A 13,421-nucleotide genomic window follows, 5' to 3' on the forward strand; every position below is an offset into this window, starting at 1 on the left:
TCCCGCCGGTACGCGGCAAACGCGGCCGACCCCGGTTCCGGCCCGACGCGCTGTACGCCGACCGCGGCTACGACCACGACAAGTACCGCACGCTGGTGCGCGACAAGAGCATCACGCCTGTGATCGCCCGTCGCGGCAGCGAACACGGCTCCGGCCTCGGCGTCCACCGCTGGGTCGTCGAGCAGACCTTCGCCCTGCTGCACTGGTTCCGCCGCCTGCGGATCCGCTGGGAGATCCGCGACGACATCCACGAAGCCTTCCTCAGCCTGGCCTGCGGCATCATCTGCTGGCGCCGCCTCCGCAACCTCTCATTGAGTTAGGAGTTCTAAGTGCCCTTCGCGGTCGGCGTGATGTTCTGCGTGCCGCCGGACGTCGCGAGAGAGCCGGACCAGCCACCACCGCCACTGGCCGGGGAGACCGACGACGCGCTCACCGAGGTGGCGTTGGCCGAGGTCCAGCTCAGCGACGTGGTCTGGCCGAGGGTGATCTTGCGGTCGAGGTCGTTGATCGAGAGGGCCACCGTGGGGTTGCTCGCGTTCACCGCAGGGTTCGTCGGCGTCACCCCGGGAACCGGGTTGGTGCTCGCCGACTTGTTCAGCGAGAACGACCATCCCTCGAAACCACCGGGGACCACGTTGCGGTTCAACGCGCCGTAGCTGCTGTAGGTCCAGGTCGAGCCGGAACCGTCGGCGTGCCAGTAACCCCAGTACGCGGAGGCCGGCGGGGTGTTGAAGCAGCCCTCCTTGTAGGTCGGGTTGCCGGTGACCGGGATGTTCTCGGTCGACGACGGGCGGCCGTTCAGCCGGCACACGAAACCGAGACCCCACTTGACCGTGCCCGCGACCGTGATTCCCGCGTCCTGCAACGCCTTGATGCCGGTGCGGTCGGTACCGGGAGTGGCGTTGGGCGAGCACCGGGTGATCGTGGGCGCGGCCACCCCGCCGTTGCCGTCGAGCTCCTGGAAGTCGACCACGATCGTCGTGCCGCTCAACGCGTCCGCGCCGGTGCAGATGCCGTCGTAGCCCGCTGCACTGGCCGGAGCGGGTGCGACGACCAGTCCGGTGAGGACCAACGCGGTGGCGAGAACTCTCTTCATCACTGAACCCCCTGAGTGAGACGACGGCGAAGCAGCAGAACGAGGCCGGCGAGCACCATGGCTCCGCCGAGCGCGAAGTAGGACCACAGCGGCGGGTGCCACGGAGCGTTCTGGGCGGCTGTTACCGGGACCGGCTTGGTTTCCGTCAGCGGCAGGCGCACCACCGGCGACAGCGGGGAGCCGTCCGCGTTGACCCACGACCGTCCCGCGATGCCTTGTGCCGCAACGAGACTCGTGCCGAAGTCGGTCGCGCTGTCGCCACCCGGCACCCGCGGCAGACCGCCGTCGGCGAGCACCATCCCGCCGATCGTCCTGGAGGTGCCGGTCGCGTCCAGGCCCGCGGCCTGGCGAGCACCGGCGAGCGAGGCGCTCAACGCGATGGAAGGCGCGCCGCCGTCGTCGTCGACCATGCCCTTGCCGTTCGGCTTGGTGCTGAGCAACGAGATCGCCTTCACGAACGCGGCCGCACGCTCCTTCGACCACTCGGCCGGGATCTGGGCGACGGGCGCGTCGTCGGTGAACGGCCTGCTGTTCAGCGCGGTCACCGCGGCGGCCGTGGAGGCCAGATCGCCGCTCTCGCAGTCCTTCTCGTCCATGTGCTCCGGGAACGTGCCGTCCGCGCACTGGCGGGCGGCCAGCGCCTCGATCGCCTGGCCGGGGTCGGCGACGGTGGCGAGCACCGCCCAGGTGTGGCGGCCAACGGAGTCCTCGGAGTCCGCGAACGAGCCGGTGTCGGTGAACAGGCCGTCCGCACCCCGCAGCCCGGCCAGCTCTGCGCGCAACCGGTTCGCGAGGTCGCTGGACTTCTGGAACTCGGCGAGGGTCACGAGTTTCGCGAGCGGTTCGGCGTAGGCGGCCTCACCGGTCTCCTGCCCGGCGCCGTGCGCGTAGGCGTTGATCGCGTCCGGAGTCAGCAGGAACTCCGTGGCCTTCTTCACCGCCTCCGGCTGCTCGCCCAACGCGTGCAGCGCCAGCACCAGGTCCGCGGTCGCGTCGTAGTCGACGTAGGTCCTGTCGTTCTCGGTGACCTCGACGTGGTCGCCGCGCACGAGCTTGTTGGCCAGGTACGCGCCGAGCTTCGCGGCGGAGCTCTTCGAGGCGGCCTGCACGGTCTTCGGTGCCGGTGCGGGCTGGCGCACCGCGGCCTTCGGCTTGGTCGTCGGCGCAGGCGTCTGGACGGTGACCGTCGCGGTCGTAGGTGGTGGTGCAGTCGTCGTGCCCTGAGCCGCCGTGGTGGTTGTCGGGGTCGGCTCGGGCCCCTCGCCCTTGGCGAGCGCGTAGAAACCGATCTGCGACAACCCGAGCGAGGCCTGTGCACTCGCCCTGATCCACGTGTCGATGCCGGCGATGCCACCGGTGCGGGCTGCCTGGTACGCGGCCGGGTTGTACGCGATCGCACCGATGTGCCCGGCCAGCGCGGTGCCCGCGTCGGACTCGACTGCCTGCGCGGATTTCAGAAACTCCGTGCCCCTGCCCACCTCGGGCCCCGCACCGCCCGCGTCCGCGAGAGCCTGCACGATCAGGCCGGTGCTGTTGGTGTTCGGCGCCTCGGTCCCGACACCGCCACCCCAGCCACCGCCATCGGTCTGGTTGTTCTTCAGCCACGTCACGGTTCTGGCGATCGGCTCGTCGAGCCCGGCCGCCCCGGCGCGCTTCGCGGCGAGCATGGCCGACAGCGCGAGGCCCGTCGCGTCGCCGTCCGGGGACGACGAGCCGTCGGCCTTGCCCTCGTCACACGAGGAGACCTTGAGGCCATCAGGAGTCTGGACGTAGCCGAAGAAGATGCGGAAGTAGCCCTCGGAGCACTGCTGCGTCACCATCTTGTCGATGGCGGGCTGGTCGTTCTCCCCCGCCACCGCCAGGCCGATCACCGCGAGGGACTGGCCGAACATGTTGGCGTTGTTGTTCACCATGTCCGACCACTCGGGGTTCTTCGAGTAGTCGCTGACCCGGCCGACGTCGACGCCGGAGCGCCGGATCGTCGCCTTCGTCTCGGCGACCATGTCGTGGCCGTCGAAGTCACGCGGGTCGCGGCCGGAGATCTGGGCGGCGAGCAGGGTCTTGGCCGCCGCGCCGCCGACGATGATCTGGTCGAAGCCCTGGCCGGGAGCCAGTCCGTCCCAGGTGAAGTAGTCGGTGGCGTGCCCCTGGTCGTCCAGGAACTTCATGATCGGCTCGGCGAGCGCGCCGTCACCGGAGGCGTGCAGCGCGAAGACCAGGTCGAGCATCAAACCGTGGTCGGGCAGCTCACCGCCGAGCGGGTTCTCCAGGGTGCCGTCGGGTCGCAGCTGGTGGGAGAGCCACACGGAACTGGAGTGGGCGGCTTCGCGATCGCCCGCGGCAGCCGCGGTTCCGGCGATCGTCATGGCGATCAGGCCCGCGCTGACGACGAACGCCAGTGCGGCCAGGCTCCTGCGCCCGGTCATTTCTCTCCCCCTCCTCGTGCTGCTCGAGGAGAGGAGACGGCGCGCGGCGCCGGCAGCCACCCCTGCGTTTCGCGACAGCGGTCGGTCCGTTCACCCCGCCCGGATGGTGACCCGACTCGCCACTTCAGCAGTGGCCCACGGTTGCGCGACAGTGCCGGATTCCGACCGGCTTCCCCGTCACGGGCGAGGTATGTAGTTGTCGAGCCGAGCGAGGTTAACACCTGGAAACCGCTGTTCGGCACCGCCTTCGGGGTCGGAGGCGAGCGTCACATCCCGGCTCGGCACGAGGCCTTGCGCGGCATGAGAACCTGTTGGACGTTCAGCGCGGCGCGGGGGAAGTCCGGTGAGAATCCGGCGCTGTCCCGCAACGGTGTGCCCTCACGGGCGAGCCCGGTCACCCGCATCGCGCGGTGTTCACCAACTCCTGTCGTGGAAGTGCGGGAAAGGGTTCTCATGAGACGTCTGGTGCTCGCTGCTGTCGCAATGCTGAGCATTGGCACCACTGTCACCCCCGCGGTGGCGGCCACGCACGACAAAGCCGACGCCGCGTCGGGCTGGCTCGCCCGGCAACTGGTCGACGGCGAACGGTTCGAGGCCGACTTCGGCGGCCAGAAGTTCCCCGACCAGGGCCTGACGATCGACGCGATCTTCGCGTTCGCGGCAGCCCGTTCGTCGGACACCAACGCCGAGAAGGCCATCACGTGGCTGGCCAGGCCGGAGATCACCACCGGGTACGTCGGTTCCGGCACCGAGGCCTACGCGGGCGCGCACGCCAAGCTGTTGCTGGCGGCGAAGGTGCGCCACAAGAACGGCAACTCGTTCGGCGGTGTCGACCTGGAAGCCGGTCTGCGCGGCCTGCTCGCTCCGTCGGGCAGGTTCTCCGACCGGTCGGACTTCGGTGACTTCTCCAACGCCTTCACCCAGTCCCTGGCGCTGATCGCCCTCGACCGCACGCCGGGTGGCACGCCCGCGCCGGCCAGGACCTTCCTCGCCGGAACCCAGTGCCCCGATGGAGGTTTCCCGCTGAACTTCGGTCAGACTCCGTGCGTCAGTGACGTGGACTCGACCGCGATGGTCGTGCAGGCGTTGCGCGCCACCGGTGACAGCGTCAACGCCACAGAGGGCACCACGTGGCTGGTCTCGAAGCAGAACGCCGACGGCGGTTTCTCCGTCGGCACCAACGCTTCCAACGCCAACAGCACCGGCCTGGCCGCCGAGGCGCTGGCCGGTCACCGCCCGGCCGCCGCGACGCAGGCGCGTCAGTTCCTGCGTTCGCTCGCGGTCGGCTGCTCGGGTGCCGTGCCGGATCGCGGCGCGATCGCCTACGACGCAACGGGATTCGACCAGACGACCGCGCCCCGTGCCACGGCTCAGGCGGTCCTCGGCCTGACCGGGGTCAAGCTCGCGAACCTCGACGGCGGCGGCAACCCCGCCGCGCCGACGCTCGCCTGCTGACGAAGTGGTGCCCCTGACCGGATTCCCGGCCAGGGGCACCGCGTCCGCACGACTCAGAAGTCCTCGTCGAACGCCACCGTGCCGGTCACACCGACCTGGTAGGCGGACACGCGGCGTTCGAAGAAGTTCGACAGCTCCTGCACGTCCTGCAACTCCATGAACGCGAACGGGTTCTTGGAACCGTAGATCGGCTCGATGCCGAGCACCTGCAACCGCCGGTCGGCGACATGCTCCAAATAGGACCGCATGTCCGCCACCGACATGCCGGCGACACCGCCACCGAGCAGGTCCTCCGCGAACTGCACCTCGGCGTCGACGGCCTCGCGCAGCATCTGCTTGACCTCCTCGTACAAGGAGTCGTCGAACAGGTCGGGCTCCTCGCGGCGCACGGTGTCCACGACGTCGAACGCGAACGCCATGTGCATCGACTCGTCGCGGAACACCCAGTTGGTGCCCGACGCGAGACCGTTCAGCAGCCCGCGCGACCGCAGGAAGTAGACGTAGGCAAAGGCGCCGTAGAAGAACAGGCCCTCGATGCACGCCGCGAAGCAGATCAGGTTGAGCAGGAACGACCGGCGGTCCTCCCGCGACTCCAGCCGCTTGAGGTCCGAGATCGAGTCGATCCACTTGTAGCAGAACTCGGCCTTGGCGCGGATCGACGGAATCGTCTCGACGGCGGCGAACGCCTCGATGCGGTCGTTCTCGTCGGGCAGGTAGGTGTCGAGCAGCGTCAGGTAGAACTGGACGTGCACGGCCTCCTCGAACAGCTGCCGCGACAGGTAGAGCCGGGCCTCCGGCGCGTTCACGTGCTCGTAGAGGTTCAGCACGAGGTTGTTCGCGACGATCGTGTCACCGGTCGCGAAGAACGCCACCAGCCGGTTGACCAGATGCCTTTCGGCCTCCGACAGCTTGTTCAGGTCGGCGAGGTCCGAGTGCAGGTCGACTTCCTCGACCGTCCACGTGTTCTTGATGGCGTCCCGGAAGCGCTCGTAGAACAACGGGTAGCGCATGGGCCGCAGGGTGAGGTCCATGCCGGGGTCGAGCAGGGCGTTCTGACGTGCGGTGCTGGCGAGCGTGGTCACTGGCAGGCCTCACAGGACTCGGGGTTCTCGAGGGAACAGGCGATGGCTTCGTCCGAGGTCACGACGGGCACCGCCGTGGCGGTCGTGGTCGTCGCCTGCTGGATGCGCGTCGCCGGACGGGAGCGCAGGTAGTACGTGGTCTTGAGCCCGGCTTTCCAGGCGTAGAGGTACATCGAGGAGAGCTTGCCGATCGTCGGCGAGGCGACGAACAGGTTCAGCGACTGGCTCTGGTCGACGTACGGGCCACGCGCGGCGGCCAGTTCGATCAGCGCCTTCTGCGGCAGTTCCCAGGCCGTGCGGAACAACGAACGCACGTCCTCCGGCAGTTCGGCGATGCCCTGCGCGGAGCCGTCGTCCTGCTTGAGCCGGTTGCGCACGGCCTCCGTCCACAGGCCGCGGGCCTTGAGCTCGCGCACCAGGTAGGAGTTGATCTGGAGGAACTCACCGGACAGCGTCTCGCGCTTGAACGTGTTCGACACCTGCGGCTCGATGCACTCGAAGCAACCGGCGATCGAGGCGATCGTCGCGGTCGGCGCGATCGCGATCAGCAGCGAGTTGCGCAGGCCGTGCTCGCTGACGCGTTCCCGCAGCGACGCCCAGCGCTCGGTCTGCGTGGGCGTGACGCCCCACAGATCGGGCTGGAGATCTCCCTTGGCGGCACGGGTCTCCGCGAACGCCGGATGCGCGCCCGCGACCGAGGCCAGCTCCGCCGACGACTCCAGCGCCGTCAGGTAGATCTCCTCGGCGATCCGCGTCGACAGCTCACGCGCGGCAGGCGAGTCGAACGGCAGGCGCAGCTTGAAGAACACGTCCTGCAGGCCCATGACACCGAGACCCACCGGGCGCCAGCGCGGGTTGGACCGCGCCGCCTGCTCGGTCGGGTAGTAGTTGATGTCGATCACGCGGTCGAGGAACACGACGGCCGTGCGGACCGTGGAACGCAGCCGCTCCCAATCGATGTCGGAGCCGTCGACATGAGCGCCGAGGTTGACCGACCCGAGGTTGCAGACCGCGGTCTCCTCGTCGCTGGTGACCTCGAGGATCTCCGTGCAGAGGTTGGACAGGTGCACCACGTTCGACGGCGACGCGGTCTGGTTGCAGGTGCGGTTCGCGGTGTCCTTGAACGTCATCCAGCCGTTGCCGGTCTGGGCGAGCGTGCGGATCATCCGTCCATAAAGGTCACGAGCCTTGACCGTGCGGACGGCGCGGCCGGCCTCCTCGGCGCCGCGGTAGGCGCGGTCGAACTCGTCACCCCACAGGTCGACCAGCTCGGGCATCTCGTCCGGGTCGAACAGCGACCAGTCCGCGTCCGCCTCGACGCGGCGCATGAACTCGTCCGGGATCCAGTTCGCCAGGTTGAGGTTGTGCGTGCGGCGCGCGTCCTCACCGGTGTTGTCGCGCAGCTCCAGGAACTCCTCGATGTCCGGGTGCCACGTCTCCAGGTACACGCAGGCGGCGCCCTTGCGCCGACCGCCCTGGTTGACCGCCGAGACCGACGCGTCGAGCGTGCGCAGCCACGGCACGATGCCGTTGGAGTGGCCGTTCGTGCCGCGGATCAACGCACCGCGCGAACGGACCCGTGACCACTGCACGCCGATGCCGCCGGCGAACTTCGACAGCCGGGCGATCTGCTTGTAGCGGTCGTAGATCGACTCGAGCTCGTCGCGCGGCGAGTCCAGCAGGTAGCACGACGACATCTGGGTGTGCTGGGTGCCGGAGTTGAACAACGTCGGCGAGCTGGGCAGGTACGCCAGCGACGACATCAGCCGGTAGAAGTCGATCGCCTCGGTCGCCGTCTGCGAGAGACCGCACGCGACGCGCAGCAGCCAGTACTGCGGCTGCTCGATCACCGAACGCTTCGCGGGGTGGCGCAGCAGGTAGCGGTCGTAGACCGTGCGCAGGCCGAAGTACTCGAACCGCCGGTCGCCGTCGAGGTCGATCGCGTCGTCGAACTTGCGGGCGTTGGCGGCCACGAACTCCGCGGTCGCGTCGCCGATCAGGCCTTCCGCGTGGCCGAGCGCGATGCTCTGGCTGAAGGACATCACGCCCAGGCGGCGCACTTCCTTCTCGATGAACGCGGCGAGCAGCCCGGCGGCGAGCTTGGAGTACTCGGGCTCCTCGGACACGAGCGCGGCGGCCGTCTGGATCGACAGCCGGTCCAGCTCCTCGGTGGTGGCGCCGTCGTAGAGGCCGCTGATCGTCTTGGTGGCGACCCGCAACGGGTCGACGTCGTGCAGACCGACCGTGCAGCGCTCCACCGCGCGCACGATCTTGTTCAAGTCAACCGGTTCCAGTGAACCGTTGCGTTTCTTGACGCGCATAGTGGTGGTGACCGTGTCGACCGCCGTCACTAGCTCTCTCCTCGCGAGCTCGGGTGGCCACGGGGAAGCGAGGAGTGAACGGGCGCGCGCGACCGCCACGTCCTCCCGCCCTCCCTCGGGGCCGCGGACGCCCGCACGCAGGCACGTGCGGGGCGCTGGCAGGTCTTCGGACTCGTGGGCGAGCCTGTCGCCAGGCGCCTACCGGCCGTCGCTTCCCAGACATCGATGTCCAGTGCTTTCTGACGGCTTTCGTTCCCACTCACCGCTGCGGGGCAGTCCCGGACTCACACCGGGTTCCCTCTTGCGACGACCGATCTGGAGGATCGGCCGAACCAGCTTCGGAGCACAATACATGGGCGCGGTCGAGCCACGAGCAACTACATCTAGTGGGCGTGTCGCTCAGTTGGCCCAGAGGACGTCAGTCAGGGCGCGCAGGCTGTTGTGGATGTGGAACGACATGGCCAGCGCGGCCCTGTCCTCCTCCCCGTCCGCGATCGCCTGGCAGATCACGCCGTACTCCCGCACGGTCACCGCCAGCCGCTCCGGCGAGCGACGGGCCGCCTGCCGCAACCGCCGCAGCTGCCCTCGCAACGACCCGAGCGCCTCGCCGAGGTAGGGGTTGCCGGCCGCCTCGTCGATCAACGCGTCCAGCCGCGCGATCAACTCCTCGGGGTCGCCGTCGGCGAAGTCGGAGTGCAGCCGCGCGAACCGGGAGCGGTCGTGGGCACGGGCGCACATCTTGACCGCGTACGTCTCCAGCGCCTCGCGCATCTGGAACAGGTGCCTCACGTCGCTCAGTGCCACCTCGGTGACGAACGCGCCGCGCCCCGGCGTGATCCGCACGAGGTTCTCCCGCGCGAGTCGTTGGATCGCCTCCCTGAGGGGTGTGCGCGAGACGCCGAGCCGTTCGGCGAGACGCACCTCGTTCAGGTGCGCCCCCGGCGCCAGGTCCCACGCCACGATCTCGTCGCGCAGCTGTTCATAGGCCTTGAGACTTTGGCTCACCACCTCTGTATACACCGTGAATACACGATTCACCATATATCGCTTGCGACCAGATCCAGGGACCTCCACACTGGGCCGCCGATGCCGGGGCTGAATGGGTGGTTCATGTTCGACGTGATCATTGCCGGATGCGGTCCGACCGGTGCGATGCTGGCCGCCGAACTGCGGTTGCACGACGTTCGGGTGCTCGTTGCGGAAAAGGAACCCGAGCCCGCGTCGTCGTTCGTGCGGATTGTGAGTCTGCACATTCGCAGTCTGGAAATCCTGGCGATGCGCGGACTCCTGGACCGCTTCCTGGAACACGGACGGCAACGTCCGGTCGGTGGCGCCTTCGCCGCCATCCCCAAACCCACGCCCGGGGGCCTCGATTCCGCGTTCACCTCCCTGCTGGGCATCCGGCAGCCGACCGCCGAGCACCTGCTCGCCGACCACGCGATCACGCTGGGCGCACAGATCCGGCGCGGTGCCGCGGTGGCCGGGTTCGAGCAGGACGACGAGGGCGTGACCGTCGAACTGGCCGACGGCGAGCGGCTGCGGTCGCGGTACCTGGTCGGCTGCGACGGCGCCCGCAGCACGGTGCGCAAACTTCTCGGCGTCGGGTTCCCCGGTGAGCCCTCGCGGAACGACACGCTGATGGGCGAGATGAAAGCGGACGCGCCGGAGTCCGAGATCGCCGCCAAGGTGGAGGAAATCCGCAAGACCACCAATTTGTTCCATCTCGGACATTTCGGCGACGGGGTTTATCGCGTCATCATCCCCTGCCCGGAAGTCAGCGAGGATCGCACGGAACCGCCCACCATCGAGGATTTCCGGCGGGAACTGCGCGCTATCGCCGGAACCGATTTCGGTGTGCACTCCCCTGGCTGGTTGTCCCGTTTCGGCGATTCCACCCGATTGGTCGAGCGCTACCGGACCGGGCGGGTGCTGCTGGCCGGCGACGCGGCGCACGTCCACCCGCCCGCCGGTGGTCAGGGCCTGAACCTGGGCGTGCAGGACGCGGTCAACCTCGGCTGGAAGCTGGCCGCCCAGGTCCGCGGCTGGGCGCCGGAGACGTTGCTGGACAGCTACCACGCCGAACGTCATCCGGTCGCCGCCGACGTCCTGGACAACACCCGTGCCCAGGTGCAGCTCTCGTCCCCCGAACCGGGTGCGCAGGCCGTGCGCAGGCTGCTCACCGAACTGATGGACATCAACGAGGTGAACCGGCGGCTGATCGAGAAGATCACCGCGATCGGCATCCGCTACGACTTCGGCGAGGGCCCCGACCTGCTCGGCCGCCGGTTGCCCGACATCGATCTCGCACAGGGCCGCCTCTACGACCGGATGGACCAGGGGCGCGGTCTCCTGCTCGACCGCACCGGACGTCTGGCTGTGGACGGCTGGTCGGATCGAGTGGATCTCCTCGCGGATCCCCTTGCGGCACTGGACGTTCCGGCCGTCCTGCTGCGGCCCGACGGGCACGTCGCCTGGATCGGCGAGCAGCAGCAGGACCTGAACGACCACCTCGCCCGCTGGTTCGGCAAGCCGTTCGCCTCCTGACGGGCTGTCAGCGCGCGAACTTCGCGATGGCGGCCGGGGTGACCGGCGTGAAGAAGTTGACGAGGTTGCCGTCGGGGTCGCGGAACAGCAGGGCGCGGTTGCCCCAGGGCATCGTGGTGGGCTCGGTGACGACGTCCTCCACGAAGCCGGCCAGGTTCTGACGCACGGCGTCCACGTCGTCGACGAGGAACTCGATGATGACGCTGCGGTTCGTGCCCGGCTCGGCCGAGCCGGGCACGAACAGGCCGACGGTGCGGGTGCTGCCGATCGCGAGGGTGCCGCAATCGGTGGTGAGCTCGGCGAAGTCGTCGTTCGCCCAGTTCGCCCGCAGGCCGGTGGCCCGCTCGTAGAAGCCGACGAGGCGGGCGATGTCGCCGGTGATGACGCGGATCGAGATGAAGTCCATAGCTGCACGCTAGGAGCGATACCGGACAGAACCCGCCCGGTATCTGCGGAATACTTTCGGACATGCCCAGGCCGACCGCGCGCGTCCTCACCCTGCTGGAGCTCCTCCAGTCGGGAGGCGTCCGGACCGTCGCCGAACTCGCCGACCGGCTCGGTGTGGACGAGCGCACGGTGCGCCGGTACGTCGAGCACCTGGTCGATCTCGACGTGCCCGTCGAGTCGGTGCGCGGCCGCTACGGCGGCTACCGGCTCTCGTCCGGCTACCGCATACCTCCGCTCATGCTGAGCGACGACGAGGCGCTCGCCGTGCTGCTCGGGTTGGTCGCCGGACGTCGATCCGGCTTGATGACGGCCACCAGCACGGCCGGGGAGACAGCGGCGGCGAAGATCAGGCGCGTGTTGCCGCAACGACTCGGCGGCAGACTTGACGCCGTTCTCGGCTCCATCGCCTTCACCGCACCGGAAGGCGAGCCGGCCGCCCCTGACGCGACGGTGCTGCTCACGATCGCCGACGCGGTGAGGCACCACCGGCCGATCTCGATCCGGTACACCGCAAGGGATGGCCGACACAGCGAGCGCACGCTGCACCCGTACGGGCTCGTCGCTCACTCTGGCCGGTGGTACGTGACGGGTGCCGACCCCGCGATCGGTGAGGACCGGACGTTCCGGCTGGATCGCATCGGCAGCGCACGCACGTTGCCCGGCTCGTTCGATCCGCCAGAGGGAGTGGACCCGGCGGAACTGGTCCTAAGAGGACTCGCCACCGCCGCCTACCGGCACGAGGTGACGCTGCGGATCCGGGGAACGGCCGAACAGATCCGCACCCGGCTGCCCGCGAGCGTCGCGCTCGTCGAGGAGTCGGACTGGTCCCGGGTCGAACTGCGGGTGGAACGGCTCGACTGGCTGCCCGGCGTCCTCGCGTCGCTGGACCTGCCGTTCGTCATCGAGCGACCGGACGAGCTGCGCGACCTGGTCGTAGCGCTCGCCGACCGGCTCAGGAAATCTGCTTTGTCTTGACCTCTAGGAAGGTAAGCGCTTTCCAGCTAGCCTCTGATCCGCCGGGGGCACGCGGTTGTTCCAGCCGCCCGTGCCCCTGGCCCTACTTCATCAGACGCCGTCGATCAGCCGGATGGCCAGATCGGGGTTGAACGTGCCCGCCGGTGTGGTCGGCGCGATGCCGCACGGACCGTCGGACACACCCGGTGTCTTGACCCACAACAACAAGTCGGCACCACCACCGATCTGCGGTGCCACGCCGAGCCTGCGGCCCGGCGGGTTGCACCAGCCGTCACCGCGCCCGTTGCCGTTGCGGCTCGTGTCCACCACGAAACCGGCCTGATAGCCGAGGAAGCCGTTGACCTGACCGGCATAGCTCGTCGACTGGCTCGTGGTGTAGTAGTTCGACACGTTCACCGAGAACCCGCGCACGTTCCGCACGCCGGCCTCGTTCAGCCGGTACGCGATGGTGGACGGCGACACCCAGCCGGCGTTGCCGCCGTCGAGGTACGCGTACGTGTTGGGGGCCTTGGCTTTGAGTTGTTCGGTGGCGTACTCGAGCAGGCCCGCCATCTCCGTCCGCTGCGCCGCCGTCAGGCAGTCGTAGGCGGCGAGCGCGTCCGGTTCGATGATCACCACCGCGGGCTTGGTCCCGATCCCGGCCGCGAAGCTCGAGATCCAGGTCCGGTAGGCGGAGGCACTGCCGGCGCCACCACCGGAGTGGCCGCCGCAGGCATCCCTGTTGGGGATGTTGTAGGCGACCAGGACGGGGAGTTTGTCCTGGCCGTCGGCCGCGCCCGCGTAGTTGGCCACGGTCGAGCCGATGGCGGCGTCGTTGCCGAACCAGCGCGCGATCGGCCGGGAGCCGATCGAGGACTGGATCCGCGCGGACCTGGAGTCACTCGGGTTGTTCCGGGCCCAGGTGGCGGGCGCGGAGTTGGGGTTGACGTAGAAACCGCTGGTCAGGTCCATCGGGCTGGCTGCTGTGGCAGGGGTGGCCGGAGACAGCAGCAAGACCGCGCAGACCGCGACCGTCGAACGGGCAATCCACCGCACTGTGGATCTCCTCTCGGATGGGACTGTTCCTCTCACCCAC

The 13,421-nt window shown here is 68.9% G+C and carries 11 protein-coding genes and 3 riboswitches; of the genes, 4 read left to right on the plus strand and 7 right to left on the minus strand.

The annotated features are described in order from the left end of the window. Nucleotides 1–320 (plus strand): transposase (locus BM417_RS29895; RefSeq protein WP_143138862.1); only part of this gene is annotated, 320 nt, incomplete at its 5' end. A 5-nt stretch (nt 321–325) separates the two neighbouring features. On the opposite strand, the gene BM417_RS29900 is transcribed toward BM417_RS29895, so the two are convergent. Continuing rightward, on the minus strand, nt 326–1,096 hold the full coding sequence (locus tag BM417_RS29900; protein ID WP_245822241.1) for a flagellar hook-length control protein FliK: 771 nt from the start codon (nt 1,094–1,096) through the stop codon (nt 326–328). Next, nucleotides 1,096–3,522 (minus strand): hypothetical protein, encoded by a 2,427-nt coding sequence (locus BM417_RS29905; RefSeq protein WP_093601500.1) that lies wholly within the window; start codon nt 3,520–3,522, stop codon nt 1,096–1,098. The genes BM417_RS29900 and BM417_RS29905 overlap by 1 nt, the downstream gene beginning before the upstream one ends. An 84-nt stretch (nt 3,523–3,606) precedes the next feature. After that, nucleotides 3,607–3,746, minus strand: a riboswitch (cobalamin riboswitch). An 86-nt stretch (nt 3,747–3,832) separates the two neighbouring features. Then, nucleotides 3,833–3,942: riboswitch (cobalamin riboswitch) on the plus strand. A gap of 33 nt (nt 3,943–3,975) precedes the next feature. Between BM417_RS29905 and BM417_RS29910 the strand changes: the two genes are divergently transcribed. After that, a complete protein-coding gene (locus BM417_RS29910) occupies nt 3,976–4,977 on the plus strand; it encodes a prenyltransferase/squalene oxidase repeat-containing protein (protein ID WP_093601502.1) in 1,002 nt (333 codons plus the stop codon). Between the two features lie 53 nt (nt 4,978–5,030). Here the strand turns inward: BM417_RS29910 and BM417_RS29915 are convergent, their stop codons facing one another. The 3 genes from BM417_RS29915 to BM417_RS29925 form a co-directional block, all read right to left on the minus strand. Next, nucleotides 5,031–6,059 carry a ribonucleotide-diphosphate reductase subunit beta gene (locus BM417_RS29915; RefSeq protein WP_245822242.1) on the minus strand — a complete coding sequence of 343 codons (1,029 nt, stop codon included), beginning with the start codon at nt 6,057–6,059 and terminating at the stop codon, nt 5,031–5,033. Next, on the minus strand, nt 6,056–8,410 hold the full coding sequence (locus tag BM417_RS29920; RefSeq protein ID WP_245822243.1) for a ribonucleoside-diphosphate reductase subunit alpha: 2,355 nt from the start codon (nt 8,408–8,410) through the stop codon (nt 6,056–6,058). The genes BM417_RS29915 and BM417_RS29920 overlap by 4 nt, the downstream gene beginning before the upstream one ends. A 110-nt stretch (nt 8,411–8,520) precedes the next feature. Next, nucleotides 8,521–8,732: riboswitch (cobalamin riboswitch) on the minus strand. 47 nt (nt 8,733–8,779) lie between these two features. Then, nucleotides 8,780–9,385, minus strand: coding sequence for a GntR family transcriptional regulator (locus BM417_RS29925; RefSeq protein ID WP_218164600.1), 606 nt, complete (start codon nt 9,383–9,385; stop codon nt 8,780–8,782). A gap of 105 nt (nt 9,386–9,490) precedes the next feature. Here BM417_RS29925 and BM417_RS29930 point away from each other — a divergent pair, with 105 nt between their 5' ends. Next, on the plus strand, nt 9,491–10,924 hold the full coding sequence (locus BM417_RS29930) for an FAD-dependent monooxygenase (protein WP_093602042.1): 1,434 nt from the start codon (nt 9,491–9,493) through the stop codon (nt 10,922–10,924). A gap of 7 nt (nt 10,925–10,931) precedes the next feature. On the opposite strand, the gene BM417_RS29935 is transcribed toward BM417_RS29930, so the two are convergent. Further along, nucleotides 10,932–11,330 (minus strand): VOC family protein, encoded by a 399-nt coding sequence (locus tag BM417_RS29935; protein WP_093601506.1) that lies wholly within the window; start codon nt 11,328–11,330, stop codon nt 10,932–10,934. 62 nt (nt 11,331–11,392) lie between these two features. Here BM417_RS29935 and BM417_RS29940 point away from each other — a divergent pair, with 62 nt between their 5' ends. Next, nucleotides 11,393–12,346 (plus strand): helix-turn-helix transcriptional regulator, encoded by a 954-nt coding sequence (locus tag BM417_RS29940; RefSeq protein WP_093601508.1) that lies wholly within the window; start codon nt 11,393–11,395, stop codon nt 12,344–12,346. A gap of 90 nt (nt 12,347–12,436) precedes the next feature. On the opposite strand, the gene BM417_RS29945 is transcribed toward BM417_RS29940, so the two are convergent. Beyond that, nucleotides 12,437–13,381: a glycoside hydrolase family 6 protein gene (locus BM417_RS29945; protein WP_245822244.1), complete on the minus strand. Its 945-nt coding sequence runs from the start codon at nt 13,379–13,381 to the stop codon at nt 12,437–12,439. Nucleotides 13,382–13,421: the final 40 nt, after the last annotated feature.

Source organism: Lentzea waywayandensis (assembly GCF_900115955.1).
In the GTDB taxonomy this organism is placed as follows: Bacteria; Actinomycetota; Actinomycetes; order Mycobacteriales; family Pseudonocardiaceae; genus Lentzea; species Lentzea waywayandensis.

What these genes read in the sequence shown, in the direction of transcription:
- BM417_RS29900 (WP_245822241.1), bottom strand. Translation starts at nt 1,096, where the DNA reads ATGAAGAGAGTTCTCGCCACCGCGTTGGTCCTCACCGGACTGGTCGTC.
- BM417_RS29905 (WP_093601500.1), bottom strand. Translation starts at nt 3,522, where the DNA reads ATGACCGGGCGCAGGAGCCTGGCCGCACTGGCGTTCGTCGTCAGCGCG.
- BM417_RS29910 (WP_093601502.1), top strand. Translation starts at nt 3,976, where the DNA reads ATGAGACGTCTGGTGCTCGCTGCTGTCGCAATGCTGAGCATTGGCACC.
- BM417_RS29930 (WP_093602042.1), top strand. Translation starts at nt 9,491, where the DNA reads ATGTTCGACGTGATCATTGCCGGATGCGGTCCGACCGGTGCGATGCTG.
- BM417_RS29935 (WP_093601506.1), bottom strand. Translation starts at nt 11,330, where the DNA reads ATGGACTTCATCTCGATCCGCGTCATCACCGGCGACATCGCCCGCCTC.
- BM417_RS29940 (WP_093601508.1), top strand. Translation starts at nt 11,393, where the DNA reads ATGCCCAGGCCGACCGCGCGCGTCCTCACCCTGCTGGAGCTCCTCCAG.